General features: G+C 66.9%; 17 protein-coding genes. 7 read left to right on the forward strand and 10 right to left on the reverse strand.

What is annotated here, in order from left to right; translation table 11 throughout:
• Positions 1-581: 581 nt before the first annotated feature.
• Positions 582-1,508 carry an NAD(P)-dependent oxidoreductase gene (locus ACNQS7_RS16905; RefSeq protein ID WP_205876083.1) on the reverse strand — a complete coding sequence of 309 codons (927 nt, stop codon included), beginning with the start codon at positions 1,506-1,508 and terminating at the stop codon, positions 582-584.
• 781 nt (positions 1,509-2,289) lie between these two features.
• Positions 2,290-2,775 carry a DUF456 domain-containing protein gene (locus tag ACNQS7_RS16910; protein WP_418013420.1) on the reverse strand — a complete coding sequence of 162 codons (486 nt, stop codon included), beginning with the start codon at positions 2,773-2,775 and terminating at the stop codon, positions 2,290-2,292.
• A gap of 57 nt (positions 2,776-2,832) precedes the next feature.
• Between ACNQS7_RS16910 and ACNQS7_RS16915 the strand changes: the two genes are divergently transcribed.
• Positions 2,833-3,627 (forward strand): endonuclease/exonuclease/phosphatase family protein, encoded by a 795-nt coding sequence (locus ACNQS7_RS16915; RefSeq protein ID WP_418013421.1) that lies wholly within the window; start codon positions 2,833-2,835, stop codon positions 3,625-3,627.
• 23 nt (positions 3,628-3,650) lie between these two features.
• Here the strand turns inward: ACNQS7_RS16915 and ACNQS7_RS16920 are convergent, their stop codons facing one another.
• The gene (locus tag ACNQS7_RS16920) at positions 3,651-4,889 is read right to left on the reverse strand and encodes an NRAMP family divalent metal transporter (protein ID WP_418013423.1); all 1,239 of its coding nucleotides are present in this window, start codon (positions 4,887-4,889) and stop codon (positions 3,651-3,653) included.
• Complete coding sequence (locus tag ACNQS7_RS16925; protein ID WP_418013424.1) at positions 4,886-5,845, reverse strand: magnesium transporter MgtE N-terminal domain-containing protein; 960 nt, start codon at positions 5,843-5,845, stop codon at positions 4,886-4,888. The genes ACNQS7_RS16920 and ACNQS7_RS16925 overlap by 4 nt, the downstream gene beginning before the upstream one ends.
• A 149-nt stretch (positions 5,846-5,994) precedes the next feature.
• Between ACNQS7_RS16925 and ACNQS7_RS16930 the strand changes: the two genes are divergently transcribed.
• Positions 5,995-7,593: a serine/threonine-protein kinase gene (locus tag ACNQS7_RS16930; protein WP_418013425.1), complete on the forward strand. Its 1,599-nt coding sequence runs from the start codon at positions 5,995-5,997 to the stop codon at positions 7,591-7,593.
• A gap of 5 nt (positions 7,594-7,598) precedes the next feature.
• On the opposite strand, the gene ACNQS7_RS16935 is transcribed toward ACNQS7_RS16930, so the two are convergent.
• Together ACNQS7_RS16935 and adhE are read right to left on the reverse strand one after the other, a co-directional pair.
• Complete coding sequence (locus ACNQS7_RS16935) at positions 7,599-8,360, reverse strand: M15 family metallopeptidase (RefSeq protein WP_418013426.1); 762 nt, start codon at positions 8,358-8,360, stop codon at positions 7,599-7,601.
• Between the two features lie 22 nt (positions 8,361-8,382).
• Positions 8,383-11,019 carry a bifunctional acetaldehyde-CoA/alcohol dehydrogenase gene (adhE, locus tag ACNQS7_RS16940; protein ID WP_418013427.1) on the reverse strand — a complete coding sequence of 879 codons (2,637 nt, stop codon included), beginning with the start codon at positions 11,017-11,019 and terminating at the stop codon, positions 8,383-8,385.
• Positions 11,020-11,144: 125 nt separating this feature from the next.
• On the opposite strand from adhE, the gene mtnA reads away from it, so the two are divergent.
• From mtnA to ACNQS7_RS16955, 3 genes are all read left to right on the forward strand, one after another.
• Entirely contained in the window at positions 11,145-12,110 is a 966-nt protein-coding gene (mtnA, locus tag ACNQS7_RS16945; RefSeq protein WP_418013428.1) for an S-methyl-5-thioribose-1-phosphate isomerase, read from the forward strand.
• A 33-nt stretch (positions 12,111-12,143) separates the two neighbouring features.
• Complete coding sequence (locus ACNQS7_RS16950; protein WP_418013430.1) at positions 12,144-14,744, forward strand: alpha/beta hydrolase fold domain-containing protein; 2,601 nt, start codon at positions 12,144-12,146, stop codon at positions 14,742-14,744.
• Positions 14,745-14,903: 159 nt separating this feature from the next.
• Positions 14,904-16,493: a PE family protein gene (locus tag ACNQS7_RS16955; RefSeq protein ID WP_418013431.1), complete on the forward strand. Its 1,590-nt coding sequence runs from the start codon at positions 14,904-14,906 to the stop codon at positions 16,491-16,493.
• A gap of 45 nt (positions 16,494-16,538) precedes the next feature.
• Here the strand turns inward: ACNQS7_RS16955 and ACNQS7_RS16960 are convergent, their stop codons facing one another.
• The 4 genes from ACNQS7_RS16960 to ACNQS7_RS16975 all read right to left on the reverse strand — a co-directional run bounded on the left by ACNQS7_RS16960 (position 16,539) and on the right by ACNQS7_RS16975 (position 21,994).
• Positions 16,539-17,639 (reverse strand): ferritin-like domain-containing protein, encoded by a 1,101-nt coding sequence (locus ACNQS7_RS16960; RefSeq protein ID WP_418013432.1) that lies wholly within the window; start codon positions 17,637-17,639, stop codon positions 16,539-16,541.
• Between the two features lie 123 nt (positions 17,640-17,762).
• The gene (locus tag ACNQS7_RS16965; protein ID WP_418013433.1) at positions 17,763-19,013 is read right to left on the reverse strand and encodes a formylglycine-generating enzyme family protein; all 1,251 of its coding nucleotides are present in this window, start codon (positions 19,011-19,013) and stop codon (positions 17,763-17,765) included.
• A 103-nt stretch (positions 19,014-19,116) separates the two neighbouring features.
• Positions 19,117-21,219: a hypothetical protein gene (locus ACNQS7_RS16970; protein ID WP_418013434.1), complete on the reverse strand. Its 2,103-nt coding sequence runs from the start codon at positions 21,217-21,219 to the stop codon at positions 19,117-19,119.
• A 136-nt stretch (positions 21,220-21,355) separates the two neighbouring features.
• A complete protein-coding gene (locus tag ACNQS7_RS16975; protein ID WP_055578218.1) occupies positions 21,356-21,994 on the reverse strand; it encodes a cutinase family protein in 639 nt (212 codons plus the stop codon).
• A gap of 69 nt (positions 21,995-22,063) precedes the next feature.
• On the opposite strand from ACNQS7_RS16975, the gene ACNQS7_RS16980 reads away from it, so the two are divergent.
• Together ACNQS7_RS16980 and ACNQS7_RS16985 are read left to right on the forward strand one after the other, a co-directional pair.
• On the forward strand, positions 22,064-22,825 hold the full coding sequence (locus tag ACNQS7_RS16980) for an alpha/beta hydrolase family protein (RefSeq protein ID WP_418013435.1): 762 nt from the start codon (positions 22,064-22,066) through the stop codon (positions 22,823-22,825).
• Between the two features lie 58 nt (positions 22,826-22,883).
• Positions 22,884-23,501, forward strand: coding sequence for a TetR/AcrR family transcriptional regulator (locus ACNQS7_RS16985; RefSeq protein WP_418013436.1), 618 nt, complete (start codon positions 22,884-22,886; stop codon positions 23,499-23,501).
• Positions 23,502-23,507 lie beyond the last annotated feature (6 nt).

Consider the following 23,507-nt stretch of genomic DNA (forward strand, 5'->3'; position numbering starts at 1 on the left):
ATAATTGGTTCCATATTGAAACTGCAGTTCAGGACGCTAAACAACTGAGCTTCGAATCGGCCCATCTACCATTAACCGAACAAACCGCACGCATTAACCGATTGTCTGCCGAATTTCGCTCTCAGAGATCAAGACGGCGGCGCTGGCGCGCCGCCCGCCGCACTCGCTGCGGCCTGCCGCTCCGCTTCGGCCGCGCGGCGCGGCGTCTTCATTAACTCCTGCCATCTCATACCTGCGGCCAAAGTTTCCGCCATCGCGCCGAGCATTCGTCGCCCACAACGGCGGTCCGCAGCACGCCTGCTGCTCTCCGGGTCCAATTGCCGCTGCTGCGCTTCGGCACCGATCAGCCGGAACGCCGCGCCCTCAACCCTCCTCCGATACGAACCGCCCCACCACCACTACGTGGCGGCGGGGTCCAAATTCGCGCGGTCGGCCTTCGTGGCGCGTCAGTGGGGACCGTCGTCCAGGCCGTTGCCGGCCACGACACCCGGCGCGATGAAGTCTGCGACCTGATCCTTCGCTGCGTCGATGTACTCGCTGATTCGCGCACTGGGCCACGCTTCCCCGCTAAGAGCAACGCGTCAGCTACCGGCAACCACCGCGTTCGACGGCGATCCTCCACTCAGGAACGTGCGTATCTGTTCTGCGGCCACGGCGTAGCAGAGGGCGTTCGTTCCTGGCACGGTCCGCGCCATGTGAGGGCTGATGATCGTGCCTGGGCAATCCCAGAGGCGATGGTCTTCCGGCAGCGGCTCAGGCTCAGTGACGTCGAGGGCCGCCCGCAGTCGCCCAGTCTGCAACTCCGCTACGAGTGCGTCGGTGTCAACGATCTTGCCGCGGGCGGCGTTGACGACCAGGGCGCCATCCGGGAGTGCACCGAGGAATGCCACGTCGACCATGCCCTGCGTCGAGTCGGTCAGCGGCGCGGTAATAACGACCGCATCGCACGTCGGCAGAATCTCGGGCACTGCTTCCGGGCTGAGCACGCCGGCGCGTTCCCGACTGGCAATAAGGACAGGTAGAGCGTCGAATGCCCGCAGTCGCTCGGCGACGGCCCCACCAATTGCACCCGCTCCGAGAATCAACACCCGGCTCCCAGCGAGAGTGTCGGCGGCAACGCGACGATGCGCCCACGTGTGCTCCCGCTTGAAATCCACGAGCGCCGGCCACTGACGGTAGAGGCACAGGATCGCTGACAGCACCCACTCAGAGACGGGTCCGGCATGTGCCCCGCGGGCGGTGGCCAGGATGACGTCAGGCGGCACGTCAGAAGCCCACTCGTCGGCCCCCGCGGACAGAAGCTGAACCATGCGGAGGCCGCGGAGTTCTTTCAACAGCGGGATCGGGCGATGGCTGCTGCGGTACGGCGGGATCAGGATCGCAGCGTCGCACTGCTCAGGTGAGAGTGGCCCGCTGGGGTCGTAGATGACGACCTCGAGTCCGTCGACGCGACCAAGCAGGTCAACGCCGACTCTGTCGTCGTCCTCGTGACTGACGAGCACTCGCATCGGAATGTTTCTCCTCAGTTGCCGGTCGAACGGACGGATGAGCGGCGAAGTCGCCAGACCGGGAACCATACTGCTACCGGATGCGGGTCATGCTCCTTCCGACCCACCCCAACGCCCCTCGCAAATCAGCACCTCGTTGTCACACCGATGTCACAACTGAGGCCCACAACCCCGGACTTGGGCGGACAGGACCAGACGATTCGCCCAGCTCGGCAGACCAGCGCAAACCTCGACAGAGCCGACCAGACGCCGCCGTTCGACTTCCCAAGCTGAATACGCGGGTTCGATTCCCGTCATCGGCTCCACATGACGGCTTAGGACATGCGCGCAGGCAAGCCGTCTCGGTGACTGCAGCTCACACAGCGCATTCATCACTCCGACGAGTGGACCTCCGCTTTGATCAGCCAGGGTCACATCGGCATCTGCCGTGGCGCAGGTGTCTGCGATCATCCTCGGCGACTCCGCTCGTTGTGCACGTACCACGTTGCCCACGTGGCGCGGCGAGCGAGGCCCGAGGTGACGGCGTATATCCAGAGGGTCGCTCTCGCAACCCGGACTAGCGCGCACCAAAGTCCGAGTTATTGGCCTAACTCGGACTAACGGTCGCCATGATGCCTCGGGGCACCCCGGTGGGTGTTTTCAATCCCTAGCTCGCTGCACATCGTGATTTGAAGTCGGATAAATACCCGGCCGGCAGCTAGCCGTGCGGCACCGGCGAGCGCAATACGCGGGTTTGACCCCTATCGAAAACCATTGGCACACAACCCTCTCAGCGAGGCGTCTACCGGGTCAGGTACACCCCGGCCGCCCACGCGGCGGTGGCGAGCAACGCGGCAGCCAACTCGACACCCATCGACAACGCGACACCTTTGACGGCGTGCTTCGTCGAGGTCCATGCCAGCCGCTGGTCTCCACGGGCGGCCAGCTCCGCGAGATAGACACCTAGCACGAAGCCGATCACCAGGCCGATCACCGGGATTACGAAGAAACCGATGATGCCCACCAGCGCGCCTGCCACCAGACTCCACGTGCGCACGTCGGCGGCCCGCATCCGCTTCACGGGCCAGGTGTATTTGATCAATGTCGCGACACCGAGCAACGTGGCCACCACGCCGAGTGTCACCCACGCGGTGATGTTGTTCTCGACGACGGCCCACACCAAGATCGCGGCGAATACCAGCAGCGTGCCCGGCAACAGCGGCAGCACGATGCCGATGATCCCGACGGCGATCGCGAGTGCTACGAGAACTATGCCGGCAGCGCTCATGTCCTCAACGTATCTGTACGGGCCCATGCCCCGTCTCGCAGAAATAGGATCCAAAGCGTGACGTCACCCGATCGGGCCGATGTGCTGACGGTGCTGACGCTGAACATTTGGGGCGATCACCTCTGGGAGGAGCGCAAGCACGCGCTCGTCGACTGGTTCACCGAGATTCGCCCCGCTGTGGTCGCGTTGCAGGAAGTGACTCGGTCACCGCAATTGTGTGAGGCGACGTGGCTGGCCGAACAGACCGGGATGGACGCGGTGTACGCCGCAGCGTACGTCCGCTCCGGCCGAAGCGATTTCGGCAACGCGGTCCTGAGCCGTTGGCCGATTGTCGCCTCGCGGTCGCTCCAGTTGACCCTGGCGGGGGCAAATATCGAGCCTCGCGGCGCGCTGACCGTCGATGTCCGGGTTCGCAACCGTCTGGTGTCGGTCACCTCAACCCACTTGTCTTACCGGTTCGACGAGGGCGGGGTGCGCGAGGCACAGGTCCGTCAGCTCACCGATTTTGTCGGCACGGGCTCTGGCGATTTCCCCCCGATAGTCTGTGGCGACCTCAACGCCCGCCCGGAATCGACCGAGGTGCGACTCGTCGGCGGCCACCTGATCGACGCCTTCGAGGTGACCCATCCCGGCGAGCTTGGCTTCACCTGGAACAACATCAACCCGTACACGGCGCGGGACCCCACACCGGATCAGCGCATCGACTACATCTTCGTTGGCCCGCGCACCGCTGACGGCGCGGGCAAGGTGCTCGACGCGGCCGTCGTCTGCGACACGCCACGCCGCGGTGTCTGGCCCAGCGATCATTTCGGTGTCGTCGCCCAATTCGCGTGTCCTGCCCCCGGGCACTAATCGGGCCGCCATCGTATGACCGCTCATCCGGTGAGCGAGGTGACCGCCAGCGCGGCGACGCAAAGCACCACCATGGCGGTCGTGAGGCCGTACGCGATCGTGCCGGCCCAGCCGATGGTGAACGGTCCCATGAGGTCGCGGTCACGCCCGATGCCGATCATCGCGAACAGCAGCGGCACCAGTAGCAAGGCATTGAGTACCTGGGTGGCCACCAGGATCGTCACGAGCGGGGCGTGCGGGACGAGCACGGCAAGCGCGCTGAGGAGTGTGACGATTCCGAACGTTAAATAGAAGGTCTTGGCCTCGCGATAAGAGTCGTCGACGGCTGCTTCGATGCCGGCGTACTCGCACACCGAATAAGCCGTCGACAGCGGCAGTATGGAGGCAGCCAGCAACGCCGCCCCGATCAGTCCCACCGCGAACAGTGTCGAGGCGGCGGGGCCGGCGAGGGGTTCGAGAGCCACTGCCGTGTCGGCAGCGTCCTGGATGGAGCGGCCGTCGCGGTAGAGCGTCGCCGCACACGCCACCACGACGAAGAACCCGATGACCCCGGTGAGCACGGCCCCCGTAACCACGTCGAGCCGTACCAAGGGGAGGTCCTCGGTCCGAAGCTTCTTGTCGACCGCGTAGGACTGCATGAAGGAGAGTCCCCACGGGGCGAGCGTGGTGCCGAGGGTGGCGGTGACGATGGCGATGGCTTCGCTGTCGGCGGGCATGCTCGGAACCAGCATGCCGTGGAGTGCGGCCGCCCAGTCCGGGTGTGCCAGCACCCCGGACCCGACGTAGGCCAGGAAAATCGTCGACAGCAGTAGCAGGACGTGCTCGACGCGGTGGAAGCTGCCACGTAGCACCAGCAGGGAGACGATCACCGCCGCTGCGGGGACGCTCGCGTAGCGGCTGATGCCGAACAGTTCGGAGCCGGCGGCGATCCCGGCGAATTCGGCACAGGTCGTGCCGACGTTGGCGATCACAAGGGCGGCCAGCACGGCACCGCCCAACCGCACGCCGTACCGCTGGCGCACCAGGCCGATGAGACCCTGTCCGGTGACCACACCCATGCGTGCTGCCAGGCCGTGGAAGATCACCAGGGCGACGGTGGAGAGCACCAGCACCCACAACAGCTGGTAGCCGTGTTTCGTGCCGAGGACCGAGTAGGTCGTGATGCCGGCCGGGTCGTCGTCGGAGAGCCCCGCGAGCAACCCCGGACCGACTACCGCCAGCAGTCCGCCGAGGGCGAGCCGTTTGCGGGCCGGCCGTCTCAAGGCTTCGGCCTCTCGGCACCCCTGCCTCCGGCAGGTGCGTGACGCCGGCGAGGCCAAACTTGCGAGCGCAAGAAGGGTCTGTCCAGGAGCGTGGGCGACCCTGCGAGGCGGTCCCGCCAGCGGGTCGCGTGATCGGCGGGCATGGCGGCTACGGTTTCGGCGGCATCAGTGCGGGGCATCGCCCGCAGCACCCGCTCCCCCACGTCCGGGTGGCTGGCGCGGATGACCTCGGCGGCGAAGCGGGGGCCCCTGGCGGTGAGGATCTCGGTGGCCGACTCGGTGTCGAGTCGGCTCACCAGTGCGGCGAGTCCTCGCGCGTCGAGGTGGTTTACCGCCGATCGTGGGGTGGCGAGCTGCACGGCATGACCTCGCTCCGAGGTCAGGTGCAGGTCGGTCCACGCTATGGCGTCCTCCCCGGCGCGCGCCGCGAGTCGGCGAAGGCCGAGCCGCCGCAGCACCCCGCCAAATCCGACCTCCACGCCGACGAGCTCGAGGCGGTTCTGGCTGGTGCGGGCGAGCACCACTTCGGCGACCCGGGCCAGTCGCTGGCCCACTACGTCGATGACCTGGGTGTCGAGCACGTCGCGCCCCAGCAGGATCTCGTCGTCTCCCAGCGTTTCGGTGATCGAGGTGATCGCGAACGTGGCCGGATCATCGGTGCCGTGCGCCAGCACCAGCCCCGTGTGCCGCAAACTCTCGACCGCGGCCCACGGCGACAGCAGGTCCGGCTCCCCGTGGCGCTGCACGAGGAGTCGCTTAACCAGGCACGGCCCGGGCTGCTCGCCCAGTTCGACAGTCAGGTCGGCGAGGCGGCCGACCACACCCCCGTCGGGACTCAGCACTCTTTGTCCGGTGATCCGGCTGAGCAACAGCACCCCAGCAGCATGCCCGAGTGACCGGTGTTTGGCGCACGTCGGGGCAACCTCGAGCCAGAAGTTCGCGAGCACGATTTCCATTGGCAACCCGCTGCAGACTGCGGGCGCCACGTGGACCGGCTCGCGCCAGATGGCCACCGCAGCCAGGGACAATCGGCCCTACACCCATCCGCGATGCAGCGACAGAATTACAGGCCCGGGCAAGTACTCGGTCGATAAGGGGCAAGCGGATGGAAACTGCGCAGACACCGCCGGGGTCCCTGGCTGAGGGCACGCCATTCGGCCGCTACCGGTTGATCGAGTTGCTGGGCCGCGGCGGCATGGGCGCGGTGTGGCGAGCTTACGACACCGTGATGGATCGGACGGTGGCGCTCAAGGTGCTACCGGAAGAATTCGCCAACGACGACGTCTATCAGGAGCGGTTTCGCCGGGAGGCTCACGCCGCCGCCGGACTCGACGAGCCCCATGTGGTGCCGATCTATGACTTCGGGCAAATCGAGGGACGCCTATTCGTGACCATGCGGTTGATCAGGGGCCGCGACCTGCACAGCATGCTGGCGGACGGCCCCCTGCCGCCGGCACGGGCACTGGCGATCATCGACCAGATCGCGTCGGCGCTGCACGCGGCGCACCGGATTGGGTTGGTGCACCGCGACGTCAAGCCGTCGAACATTCTTGTCGCCGAGCACGACTTCGCGTACCTGATCGACTTCGGCATCGCCCGCGCCGTCGGCGAGACGTCACTGACCAAAGCCGGCACGGTGATCGGCACCTGGGCCTACATGGCCCCCGAGCGCATCAGCACTGGCCAGAACGATCCCCGCGGTGACATCTACGCCTTGGCCTGCGTGCTGTACGAGTGCCTGACCGGGCTGCCGCCCTTTCCCGGTAAAAGCATCGAGCAACAGATCACCGCTCATCTGACCATGCCGCCGCCGCGGCCATCGACAATGCACGCGGGCCTGCCGCCACAGCTCGACCAGGTGATCGCCACCGGCATGGCCAAAGACCCCGGCCAGCGCTACGCCACCACCCTGGAGTTGGCGAGCGCCGCCAAGGACGCCATCACCACCCAGGTGCTGCGGCCCAACCCGTTCCCCGCAGCACCGACCATGGCCGCACCGCATGTCGTACTGAACACCGAGTTGCAGCGCCCGCCCGCTGGGGTGATCGGTGACGCCGCGCCTACCCAGTTGGGCAGCCCGAGCACGCCGAGCCACCCGGGCCTGCCAGTGCAGCCTCCGGAAGGTCCGCCACCGCCGGCGGGTGGTCGCCGCCGCGGGTTCTCGACGCGCGGCAAGGCTGCGATCGGCCTCGGGGCTGCCGCAGTGCTGGCCGCCGTGATTGTGACCACCGCCGTCATTGCGGGGCGTAACGGCGCCGGCAAGCACTCCGGCGTGGAGGCATCAACGCCGGGCTCCGGTTCAACGTCATCCGTCTCCAACCCTGCTGCGACTACGCCTCCCACGTCGTCCTCCAACGAGCCGACCGAGGCGACGATGTCGCTGAGCGGCAACTGGTTTGGACCCGTCTCGGGCGATCAATCCGGCTTCGACGTGACCGCCGAGATCGTTGACGGCACACAACTCACCGGCACCGTCAGCTATCCCCAACTCGGCTGCGCCGGCACGTGGACCCAGCATGGTGTCGGAGACAACGGGACCCGGTTGATCTCCGAACGGATCACGCGCGGCAGCTGCGTGCCAGCGGAGGTCACTCTCACCCCGCGCGACGATGGCACGCTCGCTTACACATCCACTTACTACGCGGCGTCGCAACACCGGACCTTCACGATTTACGCGACCATGCGCCGTTCGGCGATCCGGTAACCGGCTCAGTTCACGGGAACGTTGACAATCGCGCGCTCGACGTTCGCGTCGGGTCCGTCGAAGTGCCACCACTCGCCTGAGTATGGGGTCAGCCCACCGTTGCCCATGGCTTCGCGCAGCCGAGCGCGGTTGGCCTGCTCGGTATCACTGATCCCCTGGATTGCGAATGCATCTGCGCGAGAGGAGAATTCGTCGAATTCTGTGCCCATGTCGGTCAGGCACAGACTGCCCACGCGATTACCTGGCGGGCACTGTTCTTGGGCGTTCGCAATTGTCAGGTCAACCGAGCGCCCCGCCTCGTGGCTGCGCGAATACGGGCCCGGGCGGGCCACCCAATTGGGATCGGGCACCGCCTGGAACATCCGCACCTGCACGTCGTGCGGCCGGTAGCAGTCCCAGAAGACCAACGCTTCTCCCTGGCGCAGAGCCCCGGCCGCCGCGGCCAGGCCCGGCGCCATGGATTCGTGCACCAGGCACCGGGCATCGGCGGGATACAAGGGCGCATGCAAGAAATTGTTCGATGTGGCGTAGCGGAGATCGATGATCGCATTGGGAACGGCCGTCCGAACGTCGACGAATCCCACTGCGCGCGCCTCTGGGGAAACCGGGGGCACGGCGTTGGTCGCGGATGCGGGAGTGGAGCCGGTCGCGGTCGCACCAGAAGCCGGGGTGACGGTTGTCGAACCCGGCGTCGCGGGACCACCTCCCGGCGAACCGCAGCCTGCGCTGCAAGCCACGGTAATCAGGGCGATAGCGAGCCGTCGCACGATGACCCACTGGCGCTCGGCATCAGTCGGGAGCTCCGTAATACCCCAGCCGCAGCAACTCCGTGATCTCGGTGACCAGAGGCATCCGGGGATTCGTCCGGTTGCTGAGGTCCTCAAATGCCGTCATCGCAAGACCCGGCAGTGCCGCGAGGAACTCCTCTTCGGCGACGCCCATGTCCCGCAGCGAGCGCGGCATCTCGACACGACGCAGCAGATCCTCGACTCCCCGGAATAGCCGGGCGCGACTGTCTTCGGGTTCGTGGCCGCCGAAGATGAGCTGGCCGATCTGGGCGTACTTGTCGGGGGCGATATAGGCCGAGTATCCGGGAGCCGGCATGAATTTGCTTGGCAGGCCCGAGTTGTAGCGGAGTACATGCGGCAGGAAGATTGCGTTCGCCCGTCCGTGCGCGATGCCGAACTTGGCCCCGACGGCATGGGCCAGCGCATGGTTCGTCCCTACGAACGCGTTGGAGAACGCGAGTCCGGCCAGGGTGGCCGCGTTCGACATGTCGGTGCGCGCAGGCAGATCGTCAGGGTCGCGATACGCCCTGGGCAGTGAGTCGAAGATCAGGCGTGCCGCCTGTGCGCACAGCGCGTCGGTGTACGGCGACGCAAAGATGGAGACCGCCGCCTCCAGCGCGTGCGTCAGCGCGTCGATACCGGTGTCCGCGGTCAACACCGGCGGCATCGACGACGCCAGCTCCGGGTCGATGATGGCCAGCTCAGGCACCAGGCTGTAATCGACCAGCGTCTCCTTCTTGCCGTGCACGGTCAGCACAGCTGCCGGCGACACCTCCGAACCGGTGCCCGAAGTCGTTGGTATAGCCACCAATTGGAGACGGTGCCGGTCCGTCGGATAGTCGGCCACCCGTTTGCGGGGGTCCAGGAAGGGCATGGTCAACTCGTCGAGGGACTTCTCCGGGTGCTCGTAGAACAGGCGCATCGCCTTGCCGGCATCGAGCACCGAACCACCGCCCACGGCGATCAGGACATCGGGTTGCACCCGTTGCAGCAACTCGACACCTCGCCCGATTGTCGTCTCGTTCGGCTCCGGGGTCACTTCGCTGAACACTTGCACGTGGCGGGCGCGCATCTTGCCCCGCACCAGATCGACCACACCTCGCTCATCGCTCACGGCATCGGTAACCACCACCACCGTGTCGCAATCGAGGTCGCGCAAATTCTCCAGCGCACCGGCGTTGAAAAATGTGTTGGACGGCACCCGGAACCACTGCGGCGGGGTGCGACGTTTCGCCACGGTCTTGATGTTGAGCAGCTGCCGGTAGTTGACGTTCTCGGTCGTACTGGACCCACCCCATGTTCCGCATCCCAGCGAGAAGGTCGGCGTCAGGTTGTTGTAGACCCCGCCCAGCGCCCCTACCGCCGTCGGTGCGTTCACCAGGATTCGCCCGGTACGTACGGCCGCGCTGTACGCGTCGATTACCGCCTGATCGTTGGAGTAGACCGCTGAGGTGTGGCCCAGGCCGCCGTGTTCGGTGACCATAACCGCCACATCGATGGCGTGCTGGACGTCGCGTGCCCGGACCACGCCGAGGACCGGCATCAGCTTCTCCTGCAGCAGCGGGTACGCGGCGAGTTCGTCAAGGTCCGCTGGCAACGGGGCCAGCAACACTTTGACCGTCGGCGGGACCGAAAATCCAGCTCGCGCAGCGAGTTCCGGCGCTTTCTGGCCCAGCGCGTCCAGCGAGATCTTGTCGCCGCAGCCGAAAGCGAACTGGGTTATCGCCTCAGCCTCGTCGTCGGTGAGCAGCCGCGCACCCATCCGCTCGAACTCGGCGATCATCGCGTCGTACACCTCGTCGTCGATGATGCAGGTCTGCTCGGCGGGGCAGATCACCGACGAGTCAAAGGTTTTCGAGATGAGGATGTCGACGACAGCACCCTTCACGTCGGCGGTCTTGTGGGCATAGATGGGGGCATTTCCCGGGCCGACGCACAGCCCCGGCTTGCCGGTCGCACTCGCGAGCGCCACGATCTTCGGTCCGCCGGTCACCCAGATGAAGTCGACCTTGGGATGTTTGAAGAGATAATGCGTCACCTCGTGGGCTGCGTCCGGAATGACCTGCAGCGCACCCACTGGCATCCCGGCAGCTTCGGCCGCTTCACGCATGATCTCAACGCTGCGCTCGCAGGACCGGACTGCATACGGCGACGGCCGGAACACGATGGCGTTGCGGGTTTTGGCGGCGACGATCGCTTTGAAAAGAACCGTCGACGTCGGGTTGGTCACTGGGGTGATCGCCAGCACCAAGCCGATCGGTTCGGCGACGCGGACGATGTTGTTCTCAATGTCCTCCTCGACGACACCCACAGACTTCTTGTCACGCAGGTAGTCATGCAGGAATTCGGTCGCCACATAGTTTTTGACGACCTTGTCCTCGAAGACTCCGAACCCCGTTTCTTGGATCGCCAAGCCCGCGAGTTCGGCAGCGGCCCGGAGCCCCGCACGCACCATCGCCTCGACGATGCGGTCGACCTGGACCTGATCGAGCTTGCGGAACTCAGCGGCCGCGGCCGCGGCGTTGTCCACGATCGCATCGATTTCCTTGCGGCGGTGGTCGCCGTTCTGCGACTCGGCGCCGTCGCCGGTGACTTTCGCGGCCGCGGCCTGCGAAGCCGCCTCTAATTTCGTTGGCATGTGCGAAACCTTCCTCCTCGACTGCCGCTGCCATCCTCAGTCACCTCCGCCGCAGCGGATAGAGGCTTAAGTCCGTGCCCAACAGGGCCGCGGTCACCAACTGGCCCGGGAGCTAGGGTCGACACGTGCGCAGGACCATCGACTGGGACAGTGACGCGGTCACGATCATCGATCAGACCGCACTGCCGGCTGACTACCGCGTCCTACGTCTGCGCACGGTGGACGAACTGATCGACGCGATCCGCCGTCTGGCGGTCCGGGGTGCCCCGGCGCTCGGTGCAGCGGGGGCGCTTGGCGTCGTACTCGCGGCGCGCGAGGGAGGGGACGTGCGCGCCTCGGCCGACCGGGTCGCCAGGGCACGACCGACCGCCGTGAACCTCAGTTGGGGAGTGGCGCGCGCCCTGGGGAAACTCGAAGGAGGGGCCGAAGCCGTACTGGCCGAGGCACTTTCGATTCTCGACGAGGACGAACGCCTGAACCGCGCCGCCTCGGGCCACGCCGCGGAGATCGTGCTGGGGCTCTGCGAACGCAGACCGTTGCGCCTGCTCAGCCACTGCAACGCCGGCCACCTCGCCACGGTGGCATGGGGCAGTGCCCTCGGGGTGGTCTGGCATCTGCACCAACGCGGATTGGTCGAATCGGTGCTGGTGGATGAGACACGGCCGCTGATGCAGGGCTCACGACTGACGGCGTGGGAATTGGCGCAGGCAGGCGTGCCCTACCGGGTGCAGCCGGACAGTGCCGCGGCCGCGGCGATGGCACGCGGCCTCGTCGACTGCGTCCTCGTCGGGGCCGACCGGATCGCCGCCAACGGCGACGTCGCCAACAAGATCGGCACCTACGGCCTGGCTATCGCGGCGCGCCATCACGGCGTGCCCCTCGTCGTGGTCGCGCCGACGTCGACCGTCGACAGCTCGCTTGCCAGCGGCGCCGACATCGCCATCGAGGAACGCGCGCCCGACGAAATCAGGACGTACGCCGGCGTCACCGTCACCCCGCCGGACGCGGATGCCTTCAACCCGGCTTTCGACGTGACGCCGGCCGAGTTGATCACCGCGGTCGTCACCGAAAACGGGCGATTTCACCCCTAAACAAAACGCCTACGAGTGGTCATGATGATTCACATGGCTGATCAACACTCCAACCCCGATGTCGTGGTTGTGGGCGCCGGCTTCGCCGGCCTGTACGCCGCGTACCGCCTTCGGCTCGCGGGCCTGTCAATGCGGATATTCGAGGCCGGCGACGACGTCGGCGGCACCTGGTACTGGAACCGCTACCCCGGCGCGCGGGTCGACATCCCGAGCGTCGACTACATGTTCAGCTTCGATGCCGACTGGGCGCGGGACTGGCAGTGGTCTGAGAAGTACGCAACGCAACCGGAGATCCTGCGTTACCTGAACCACGTCGCCGACAAGCACGATCTGCGTCGCGACATTCAGTTCGGCACCAGAGTCACCCACGCTCACTGGGACGACAACTCGTCCGGCTACCGCGTGCGCACCGATCGCGGCGAGGAGATCGGCTGCCGTTACCTGGTGATGGCGACGGGTTGCCTCTCGGTACCGAAGGATCTCGACATCGACGGCGTCGAAAGCTTCACCGGCGAGACGTATTTCACCAGTCGATGGCCCCATGAGCCCGTCGACTTCACCGGCAGGCGCGTCGGCGTCGTCGGGACTGGGTCGTCGGGCATTCAGTCGATTCCGCTGATCGCCGCGCAGGCGTCGGAAGTGGTTGTCTTCCAACGCACCCCATGCTTCTCGATTCCCGCGCAGAACGGTCCCATCTCGCCGGACAAGCTCGCGGAGATGGCCGACGAACCGGCGTACCGCCAGGCGGCGAAATACTCCTTCGGCGGCGTCCCGGTGGAGCGTACGATCACCCCGGCCTTCTCGGTGTCCGCCGACGAACGCCGGCAGCGCTACGAACGTGCCTGGCAACGTGGCGAACTGCTGGAAGTACTCAACCTATATGCCGATGTGATGAGTAACCCATTGGCCAACAAGGACTTTGCCGACTTCATTCACGGCAAGATCCGCGACATCGTGCACGATCCCCGGACGGCCGAGGCACTGTGCCCCAAAACCTATCCGGTCGGCGCGAAGCGCCTCTGCCTGGACACCAACTACTACGCCACGTTCAACCTGCCCCATGTCCGCCTGGTGAATCTGCAGGATCAGCCGATGGTCCGCGTGACTGCGACCGGAATCGACACGGTCGGTGAGTCTTTCGAGTTCGACGCGATTGTCTTTGCCACCGGCTTCGACGCGATCACCGGCGCAGTCGCGGCGATCGACATCGTCGGCCGGGACGGACTCGCGCTCAAAGACAAATGGTCCGAGGGCCCGAACACCTACCTCGGCCTGATGACCGAGGGATTCCCCAACCTGTTCCTCATCGCCGGCCCCCAGAGTCCCTCGGTACTGTCGAACATGGCGGTCTCCATCGAGCAGCACGTCGATTTCGTCGCCGACGCATTGACGTATCTGCGCGACCACGGCTTCGACCGGATCGAGCCCACCAAGCTCGCCGAGGCGGGCTGGATGCAGCACGTCGACGACGCCTCATCCATAACCCTTTTCCCACAGGCGAATTCGTGGTACGTCGGCGCCAACATTCCGGGCAAGCCACGTACCTTCATGGCGTATGCCGCCGGGGTCGACTTCTACCGGGTGGCCTGTGATGAGGTAATCGCCCGCGACTACCTGGGCTTCGCTCTGTCCGGACCAGCCGGCACGCAGTGCAACGACGGTGTGGTGCGCCGCCTGCAACCCGACGTCCAGATGGTGCTCGAGCAGATGGCGCTGCTGGAGTTGCCACCACTGGAGTCCATGCCTGCCGAGCAGGCGCGCGCCTTCATGACCGAGATGAACCTGGCCCGCCCACCGGGCCCGGACGTCGGCGAAGTAGTAGACGGAACCCTGCCGGGTGCCGCGGGACCCCTGGCTTACCGGCTGTACCGGCCGTCGAGCCCGGGTCCCCATCCCGTCGTCGTGTACTTCCACGGCGGGGGTTGGGTTCTCGGCGACCACACGTCGGACGATCCGTTGTGCCGGGATCTGTGTGCGCGCAGCGACGCGCTCGTCGTGTCGGTGGACTACCGGCACGCACCCGAGCACCGTTTCCCGGCCGCGCTCGAGGACGGCTGGGCGGCGGCGCGATGGGTTGCCGAGCACTCGCAGGAACTTGGCGGCATTCCCGGTCGCCTCGCAGTGTGCGGTTGGAGCGCAGGCGCCGGGATCGCCACGGTGGTGTGCCAGTTGGCCAGGGACACCGGTTGGCCGACCATTGTCGGGCAGGCGTTGATCACGCCGGTCGTCGATTCGGATCTGAGTCGCGGCTCCTACGCGGAGAACGCTGACGGTTACGGTCTCACCGCCGCGTTGATGCGGTGGTTCTTCGATTACTACGCCGACCCGGACGTGCGCGGCGACCCGCGCATCGCACCGCTGCGCGCGCCTGACCTGTCCGGCCTGCCGCCGGCGATCGTCGTCACAGCGGAGTTCGACCCGTTGCGCGACGAAGGTGACGCATACGCCGAAGCGATTGCCGCAGAAGGGGTTTCGACCCAGCACCTGCGGGCCCGCGGGCACACGCACCTGTCACTGACCATGGTCGACGTCGTCGTCTCCGGGGCGCCGATCCGGGCCCAGATCGCCGACGCACTGCGCGGGTTCTTCGCAGCGGACGCCGCCAGGAGCGCGCCGGTTCAGACGGCAGGTTGACGCGGCCCGCCAAGCCGGCAATAAAAACCGGAAAATCTCGACGAAACCAGACGACGCCACGCCCTGGAGAGAGATGATGTATTCATTCGCTAGGTGGTGATACCCGGCGATCCCCGGGGGGGCATGACGGAAACGTCATGGCGCACTGGGAGGTGTCAGATGTCGTTTGTATTTGTATCGCCGGAAGCACTTGCGGCCGCAGCGGCAAACCTAACCGATATCGAATCGGCGCTCAGCGCGGCCACCGCGGCCGCAGGCGCCCACACGACAGTGGTGCTGGCGGCGGCTGCCGACGAAGTATCGGAGGCCATCGCGGCGGCGTTTTCCGGTCATGGCCTGGGCTATCAGGCCCTCAGTTCGGAGGCGGCGGCCTTGCACGAGCAGTTCCTGCGGGCATTGACCACGGGTGCGGCGTCGTACGCCGTTGCTGAGGCCACCGCCGCCACGCCGCTGCAGCCTCTACTCACCGCAATCAATGCGCCTTTCCTGGCGCTGACCGGGCGCCCGCTGATCGGCAACGGCGCCAACGGGACCCCGGGCAGCGGGGCCAGCGGCGGAGCCGGCGGCATCTTGATCGGAAGCGGCGGCAATGGCGGGTCTGGCGGGGTCGGCCAGAACGGCGGCGCGGGCGGGGCCGCAGGGTTGTTCGGCGTTGGCGGCGCCGGGGGGGCCGGCGGGCCCGGCACCACCGCCGGCGGGGCCGGCGGGGCAGGCGGGCTGCTGTTCGGAGCGGGCGGAACGGGTGGTGCCGGCGGATTCAACGCCGCCGGCCTCGGGGGGAACGGCGGGGCCGGCGGGGCCGGCGGACTGTTCAGCCCCGGCGGCGCCGGCGGCGCCGGCGGCAGCGGCAACGGCGCTGGGGGTAATGGCGGTGCCGGTGGTACGGGTGGCACTGCGGGCCTGTTCGGCGTCGGCGGCACCGGCGGCATCGGCGGGTTCACCGCTGCCGCCGTAGCTGGTCCCGGCGGCGCCGGCGGCTCCGGTGGGTTGATCGGCACCGGCGGCACCGGCGGCTTCGGCGGGGCCGGCGGCAGCGCCGGCGCTATCAGCGGGCATGGCGGGGCCGGCGGCCAAGGGGGCATGCTCGGCGGTAGCGGCGGGGCCGGCGGCACCGGTGGCGGCGGCGGCGCGATCAACGGTAATGGGGGGGCCGGCGGCGCGGCCGGCATGTTCTTCGGCGATGGCGGGGCCGGTGGTTCCGCCGGCGGCGGTGGCTCGATCGCCGGGGATGGCGGGGCCGGGGGCAACGCCGGCATATTCGCCGGCGCCGGTGGGGCCGGCGGGGCCGGCGGCACGGCTGGCGCCATTGGCGGAAAGGGCGGGGCCGGCGGCCGAGCCGGACTGCTCTTCGGTACCGGCGGCAGCGGCGGTGGCGGTGGTGCCGCCTCTGGTGCCGCGATAGGAGGGGACGGCGGAGTTGGCGGCAATGCAGGCATGCTGTTCGGCGATGGCGGGGCCGGAGGTGCCGGCGGTATCAGCGCCATCATCGGCGGGAACGGCGGGGCCGGCGGCACGGCCGGGTTCATCGGCAACGGCGGGCAAGGCGGCGACGGGGGGACCAACACCACCGTCAACCCGGGCGGCGTCGGTGGCAACGGCGGTCGAGGTGGCGACGCCGTGCTCATCGGCAACGGTGGTAACGGCGGCAACGGCGGGTTCAGCGTCAACCCGGGCAAAGCCGGCAAAGCCGGAGCCGGCGGCACCGGCGGGCAACTCATCGGCCTGGACGGGTCACCCGGGCTTTCGTAGTTAGCACCCCGGTCACTCCGGCCCCAATGGTTGTGGTCGGAGCAACTAGTTGGCGCCCGCCGCGATCACCTGGTCCACCTCGAGGGCCCGTTCGGCCATCTCGGCGTGAGCCTTGTCCAACGCCTCGGCCTGATCTTCGTCGGCCTTCATCAGCGCCTCGATGTCGAAGGCGGCCATGTCGTGAACACCCATGTCCCGGAACGCTTTCTGCACCTTGTCGCCCCACAACCCGATGTCCTTGACGATCGGCACGATTCGGCTGAACAGGTGCGAACGGAACTGGACCATCAACGGGGAGTGGTCGACCCACTCGGCGCATTCCTTCACGTTCATGCCGAGGGTCTCGAACACCTCTTCGCCGCGGAACCGGTCGCGCATCAGGTAACAGGCGTCGACGACGAACTCTTCCCGCTCGTCGCGCTCGGCCTCGGTCAGCTCGGAGTAGTAGTCCTTCAAGGAGATCCGGCCGAAGGCGACGTGGCGGGCCTCGTCCTGCATGACGTAGGCCAGCACCTGCTTGGCCAGCGAATCCGGCGCTGCCATGTCACGCAACACCCCGAAGGCGGCGAGGGCGAGTCCTTCGATGAGTACCTGCATGCCGAGATACGGCATGTCCCAACGCGAGTCGCGCAAGGTGTCGTCAAGCAGCGCGGTCAGGTTCTTGTTGATCGGGTAGACCATCCCGACCTTCTCCTGCAGGAACCGCGAAAACGCCTCGACGTGCCGGGCCTCGTCCATGGTCTGGGTGGACGCGTAGAACTTGGCGTCCAGGTCCGGGACGACTTCGACAATCTTGGCCGCGCACACCATCGCGCCCTGCTCGCCGTGCAGGAACTGGGAGAACTGCCAGGCCTGGGAGTGTCGGCGCATCTCGGCGCGACGCGCTTCGTCCGCGGCGTCCCACATCGGGCTGCCGAACAGCGGATGGAACTCGTCGGGCAGCCCTACCGGGTTGTACGGATCGACGTCCTGCGCCCAGTCGATCCGCAACTGTGCATCCCACTGCTTGTCCTTGCCCTTTTGATACAGGGAAAGCAGTCGGGCGCGCCCCTCGTCGTACTCCCAGGTGAAGTGCGCGTTACCGGCGCTGGGGACATCCCACGAATAAGGCGTGGGCACGTCCGTGTACTTGTCCCGCGTGGTCATGAGATGCCACCTCTCTGCCCGGTGTGACCAGTGGTCATATGACGAGTATCACACCACACTGCACCTCTTGCGGCACGTCGTCAAGCGTGACCGGCGACTCTGCTCATTCGGCGACGGTTGCAGTCAGCGCGGGGGCAGATCGGCGGCCAGCCGTACTGCGTGGATGGACTCGTTGGTGCCGCGTTCACGGCAAGCGGCATGAAGCAACACCGCCTCGCCGCCCTGCCACGGCCAGCAGGCGAAGGCGCCGCCGCGCACCGTGTCAGGCCGGTCCTTCGGCTCCCACGCGTCGGAGTCCGATGGCGCACCGACGTAGTCGTCGTGCCATCCGTCGTCCACCCACTCGCCCCAGCCCGGAGCCGAGATACCGAACCGCGTCTGAGCTTCCTCCGGCCGACCATCGACTACCCGCTCCGTCCACGCGTCGGGCGGTTCATTCCCGCAGATCCATGACTGCCGCCCCCCGGCGCGCGCGATCCATTCCCACTCCGCCTCCGACAGCAATCGCATTCCGGATGCCGACACTGTCTGCGCTGCCTGCCAACTGTCTTGCCGCAGTACCCCGTGCGCGTTCGCGGCGTCGCCCCCGATCGACCAGATGGCGGCATGGCGGTCCAACAGGGGTGTTTCGGCGCAGAGGAACGCCGCGACCCTCACTTCATGAGCCGGGGCCCACGAAGGGGCGAAAGATTCCACACTCTCCGCAACGTCGTCGCCGAGTTCGGCGAGATCGGCCACTTCGTCTTCGGTGATCCCCATAATCATTTGCCCGGCCGGTACGACGACGAAGATGAGATCGCCGCGCTCGAAGCGGACGCGCACCACATCGTCGCCTACAGGGGGAACCGGCGACCAGTCAGAACCTAAGGCTGCCGCCAACTCCGCACTGAGGCGCCGGCACAGCGCACCGTCGTTGAGTCCATCGGCGGTGAACTCAGGCCACTGATCGGCGGCCGATGCACGCTGAGAAAGTGGTCGCGGTCCCGGTTGTTCCGGTGGGAGCTGGTTGAACACCACGTCATAGACTTCCGCTTCCCAGCTCGGTTGCGCGTACGACGGCGTCCCGGGTGCGACGGGCGGCGGGTGCCACTGGGTTTGCGGCAGACAGCCAACAGCAACGGCGACACGATCCTGCGCATCGGCTGACAGCTCGTCGAATATATGGTGCGGATACTGCAGCTTCGCCAGATAGTCGGCGGCCAGCTCCTCCGAGGTAGAAAGTGACGTGTCTATCGGCGCGGCCAGCTGCCAGTCCGCGAAATTGCCTGCGACAGAACGCAGCTCATCAACTCCTGCTGCCGAGATACCTTCGACGAAGTTCGGCCATCTTCCCCTTGCGGACACAGGCGGGCATGCTAACAGCCGATTCATCACCTGAAGGCGATGAGGTCGGCTGATTCACGCTGCGCCACAAGCGGATACATGAATTCATGTGCAGAGGCGCAGTGGCCCGCCGCCCCAGGGATTGCCGCGGCAGCTACCTGCTGCCGCCGCCGGAACCACCACTGCTACCGCTGGAGCTGCTTCCGCCTATGGAGCTGCTTCCGCCTATGGAGCTGCTTCCGCCTATGGAGCTGCTGCCGCCGATAGAGCTACTGCCACCTCCGGTGGAGCTGCCTCCCAGCGAGCCGCCCCCGAGTGAGCCACTTCCGCCACCCGATGAACCGCCGCCTATCCCCGACGGTCCGGTTCCGGTGGTGCCCGCACTGCTTCCGCCGAGCGGTCCCCCGCTCCCGCCGAATGGTGCACCGCCTCCGCCAGTAGAGGGCGCCGGCTCCAGCGCCGGTGCATTCAGCGAACCCGGCAACTGAGGTGCTGCCGGCGGCCCGTCCTGAGCCGGTACAACGACGCCCGGCGCGGTGGGAATAGTCGGGGCCTCGAGGATCGGACCGCGAACCGTCGTAGTCTCCAAACCCGGAGCCACCGGCACCTCGGGCGCTGGAAGGTTCGCGGGCGGTTGGATTTCGGGGGCATGGACCGGCGGCGGAGCCACCGGAGCGGGCCTGGGCGGCTGCGAGACGGGCACATACGTCGGCGGCTGCGTCACCGGAACCGTGGTCGGCGGTTGCGTGACCGGAACCGTCGTCGCCGGTTGCGACACCGGAACCGTGGTCGGCGGCTGCGTCACCGGAACCGTGGTCGCCGGCGGCGCGGTGGTTACCGGCTGCGACGTCACGGGCTGCGTCACCGGCACGGTTGACGGCGGCTGCGTCGTCGGCGGTTGCGTCACCGGCACCGTCGTCGGGGTCTGCGTCACGGGCGCAGACGGAAGCTGGCGCGGCGGCATGCTCGGCACAGCACTCGGCGGCTGCACCACCGGAAGCGGCAGCAGCAGCGGGTAATTAGGGTAATCGGCATCCGGGATCCTTGGCGGCAACGCGTCGGGCATCAGGACGGGCAACGCAAGGAGCGCGGGCGGTGCGCCCGGTGAATCACCGGCTATCCCGGCGGGGGGCTGGGGAATCGAAGCATCAGAGGGTGGCAGTTGGACGACCGGACCCGACGGGCGCATCGCGACTGGTCGAGGCGCGGATGCGACAGCCAGCGGCGCCAAGGGCAGCAACGGGGCCGGCATGATGCGATTCTGACCAGGGACGTGGTGCAGGCCAACGGCTGCCGGACGGATACCGAGTGCCAGTGAAACTTCAAGTGCCACAACGGCCGTAATCAGAGTCACCGCTCCGACGCTGCCCAACAGCAGCACCGGTCTGCGCTGTTGGAGCGTTTCGCTCATACCGGCTTCTTCGCTCGACGCAAGCACCGTCGTAGGGGCGTCCGTGTCTCCATCCGGCGAGACGCTGTAGGCGAAGTTCCCCTCGGTCGGAACGTCCATGCGACTCAGCGTCACCGCATCGGGGCACACCTCCACCACATCGGCAACCCGTGCATAGGCGAAGCCCTCGGTAGCCAGAGCGGACAGCGATCCGCTGACGGACGCCAGCGCGGCTCCGCGCGCCAGCGCCATCTCCGGTTCCTCTGGCACGCTCACCGCCAGGGAGGTCACCATCTCCAGATGACGCTTGAGCGGCGCGACGTCCACGCCGGAGCCGATGACGAAAGCACCGTCCGGGCGCGCGCTGAGCGCCTCAGCCCACCCGGCCAGCACGCTCAGCGCCGTCCCGACATCGACGCCGTCCAGCGGTTCGTCCCTGAGGTCGGCGACCGCTCCCTCGGCGACCTCGATGACGGCCATGGTGGCGCTCCCGGGTTCGACGAAGAGCATCGCCATGCGCTCATATCCGACGGCCCGCCCGACCGCCTGAGCCAGAGTCGTCGCGGCGATGAACGGTGGCGCGAGGGTGACGTTGCAGACCTCGTGTGCCGCCAGCGCCTCGTCCAGGCCGCGCACGTCGAATTCGTCGGTCCATGTGACGCCGATGGATATCACCTGGTTGCCGGCCGCTGCCGCAGCCTCGCGGGCGTCCAGTATCGCGGTCATCAGCTGATCGGTTGCTGAGCTGACCCTGACGTCAACCGCGAACTCCCGCTCCTCGACGGCGACGCCATCCGCGTTTTGTCCCTCTACCAGCACCATACGGACGGTTCCAGGTGTCATCGACAGCCCGAGTACGATGTCCACTTCATCTCCAAATGCGTTAGCCAACGAGTCCCGGTCCAACCACAGAAACCGCGACACTCGCAGATTTAAAATATCACCGCATCGGATTCGTTGCTGTACTCAACAGTTAGGTTTTAGCTGAGAATTCTGTTCGGCGCTACAGCTTGCCCGCCACGAAACCCGCGGCCTGATCCACCAGACCGGAGTCGATATACGACGGCTGCAGATGCGACGGCCAATTCGTGCCCCTACCGCAGATCGGGTCCCCGGCCGCGCACTGGTCGATGGTCTTTCCGGCGAAGGCCGGCGACAGTCCCCGGGTGCCGTTACCGAACAGCGCGACGGCCGCGACATGCTGGTCGACGCCCGGCGGCAGCACATTGGTGAATCCGAACAGTGGACGGCCTCCGGTCACCAGGTCGGCCACCTCGGCGCCCAACGAATAGCCGCCGAGGACGATACGCGTATTCGGGCAGTCTCTGGCCATCGATTGCACGTGGGCGCTCATGTCATTGGCGCCGGTGCCCGTGGTGATGTTGGCGGGGTAATTGACGCCGTAGACACCGATCGACATCCGCGTCTTGCCCCGCAGCGAATTCACGAGGGCATCACCGACGGCTCCAACGCCGGGTGGCTCCTCTCGGCCGCGAGCGAAAACCACTTCCGCGTCGGGACAGGCCGCCGATGCTTTGGGAAGCAACGGCCCCGGGCCGACCGACAATCCGAAACCGAGCAGAACGGCAGTCGCCAGGCTGAGGGCAACATGCGCGCCTGGCGTCATCGCGACAAGCCTCATGAAGCGATGCTACGGATCTGGCCGGCAATGTCGAACCGTTCGAGCCGACCGCCGTGTTAGATCGTCAGCATGGGCGAACGTGTCACGTTCCAAAGCTCGACGGGGCCGAATCTCGCGGGGATCATCGACGTGCCAGACGGCGCGGTACGCGGCTGGGGAGTGTTCGCTCACGGCTTCACGCTCGGCAAAGAGTCGCCGGCCGCTGCGCGCATCTGTAAACAACTCGCCGCCGACGGAATCGGCATGCTGCGCTTCGACGCGCTGGGGCTCAGTGGCTCGGAGGGAGATTGGGGCGACGGGTCGTTCACCGTCAAGGTCGACGACATCGTCATGGCATGCAGGTTCATGACCGAGCGCGGAACGCCGGCCGACATACTGGTCGGGCACTCCTGGGGCGGCGCGGCCGCACTTGCCGCCGCCCGGCAGTCGCCGGGGGTGCGGGCGGTCGTCACAGTGGCCGCGCCGATCGACCCGAGTCACGTCGAAAAGCATTACGACGCAGTGGTTGACCGCTGCCTGTCCGAGGGCAGTGCCGAGTGGATGGTCGGCGGGCGCACGCTCACCCTGAAGCGGGCCTTCGTCGAGGACGTCCGCGCGGCGCATCTGCACGACAAGATCAAGGGTCTGCGGCTGCCGCTGCTGATCCTGCACTCGCCCACCGACAACACGGTCGGCATCGGAAACGCGACCGAGATCTTCCGGTTGGCACGCCACCCGCGCAGCTTCGTCTCGCTCGAGGGCTCGGATCATCTGCTCACCGCTCGGGGCCAGGCGCGCCGGGCCGCCCGCATCATCGGCGCCTGGGCCGACGCATACCTGGACGAGGATTAGCAACTTGACGCCTCCTGTCACTTAGTGACACATTGGTGTTGTCACTAAGTGACAGGGGGTGGAGGACATAGCGCACGGCGAAGCCAGGTTGCAGGTATCCCGCCACGCCTGCGAACTGTTCTGGCAGAACGGGGTATCGGGAACGACCGGCGACGACATCGCAGCTGCCGCAGGGCTTTCCACTCGAACAATCTGGAGGTACTTCCGGTCGAAAGAGAGCTGCGTCGAACCGGTGCTCGCCAAGTCGACGCACCGGTTCATCGCAGTATTGGACCGGTGGCCGCGTGAATTGTCGCTGGGCGAACACATGGCCGCCGACGCGGTCGCGCACCCGTTCACCGAACAGGACATCGCCGACGAGGTCAGTGCGATGCGAATTGCCAGCATGACGGCGTCGGAACCGGCGCTGCGCACCGCCTACCTGATGGTCCACGACGAACTCGAGCGAGGATTCATACCGGTCATCGCCAAGCGACTCCGGATGAACCGCGACGATCTCACCGTGCGACTGTGCGCAGCGGCCGTGACCGGTGCGTTGCGGGTGATCGACGAGGACGTCAGCATTGCGGTCGTCGCGCACGGCGAAAAGGTCAGCCCGCAGCAGACACTCGCGCTGATCGACCGGGCGATTCTCGACGCGACCAACGGACGCATCGGCGGTCCCATCCCTCAGTAGATCGAA

The sequence above is a fragment of the Mycobacterium sp. 23 genome (assembly GCF_048287075.1).
GTDB classification, from domain to species: domain Bacteria; phylum Actinomycetota; class Actinomycetes; order Mycobacteriales; family Mycobacteriaceae; genus Mycobacterium; species Mycobacterium gordonae_B.

Coding starts and splice junctions, on each gene's coding strand:
- ACNQS7_RS16960 (WP_418013432.1), bottom strand. CDS start 17,639: ATGACCACGCGGGACAAGTACACGGACGTGCCCACGCCTTATTCGTGG.
- ACNQS7_RS16910 (WP_418013420.1), bottom strand. CDS start 2,775: ATGAGCGCTGCCGGCATAGTTCTCGTAGCACTCGCGATCGCCGTCGGG.
- ACNQS7_RS16950 (WP_418013430.1), top strand. CDS start 12,144: ATGGCTGATCAACACTCCAACCCCGATGTCGTGGTTGTGGGCGCCGGC.
- ACNQS7_RS16975 (WP_055578218.1), bottom strand. CDS start 21,994: ATGAGGCTTGTCGCGATGACGCCAGGCGCGCATGTTGCCCTCAGCCTG.
- adhE (WP_418013427.1), bottom strand. CDS start 11,019: ATGCCAACGAAATTAGAGGCGGCTTCGCAGGCCGCGGCCGCGAAAGTC.
- ACNQS7_RS16925 (WP_418013424.1), bottom strand. CDS start 5,845: ATGGAAATCGTGCTCGCGAACTTCTGGCTCGAGGTTGCCCCGACGTGC.
- ACNQS7_RS16955 (WP_418013431.1), top strand. CDS start 14,904: ATGTCGTTTGTATTTGTATCGCCGGAAGCACTTGCGGCCGCAGCGGCA.
- ACNQS7_RS16980 (WP_418013435.1), top strand. CDS start 22,064: ATGGGCGAACGTGTCACGTTCCAAAGCTCGACGGGGCCGAATCTCGCG.
- ACNQS7_RS16930 (WP_418013425.1), top strand. CDS start 5,995: ATGGAAACTGCGCAGACACCGCCGGGGTCCCTGGCTGAGGGCACGCCA.
- ACNQS7_RS16905 (WP_205876083.1), bottom strand. CDS start 1,508: ATGCGAGTGCTCGTCAGTCACGAGGACGACGACAGAGTCGGCGTTGAC.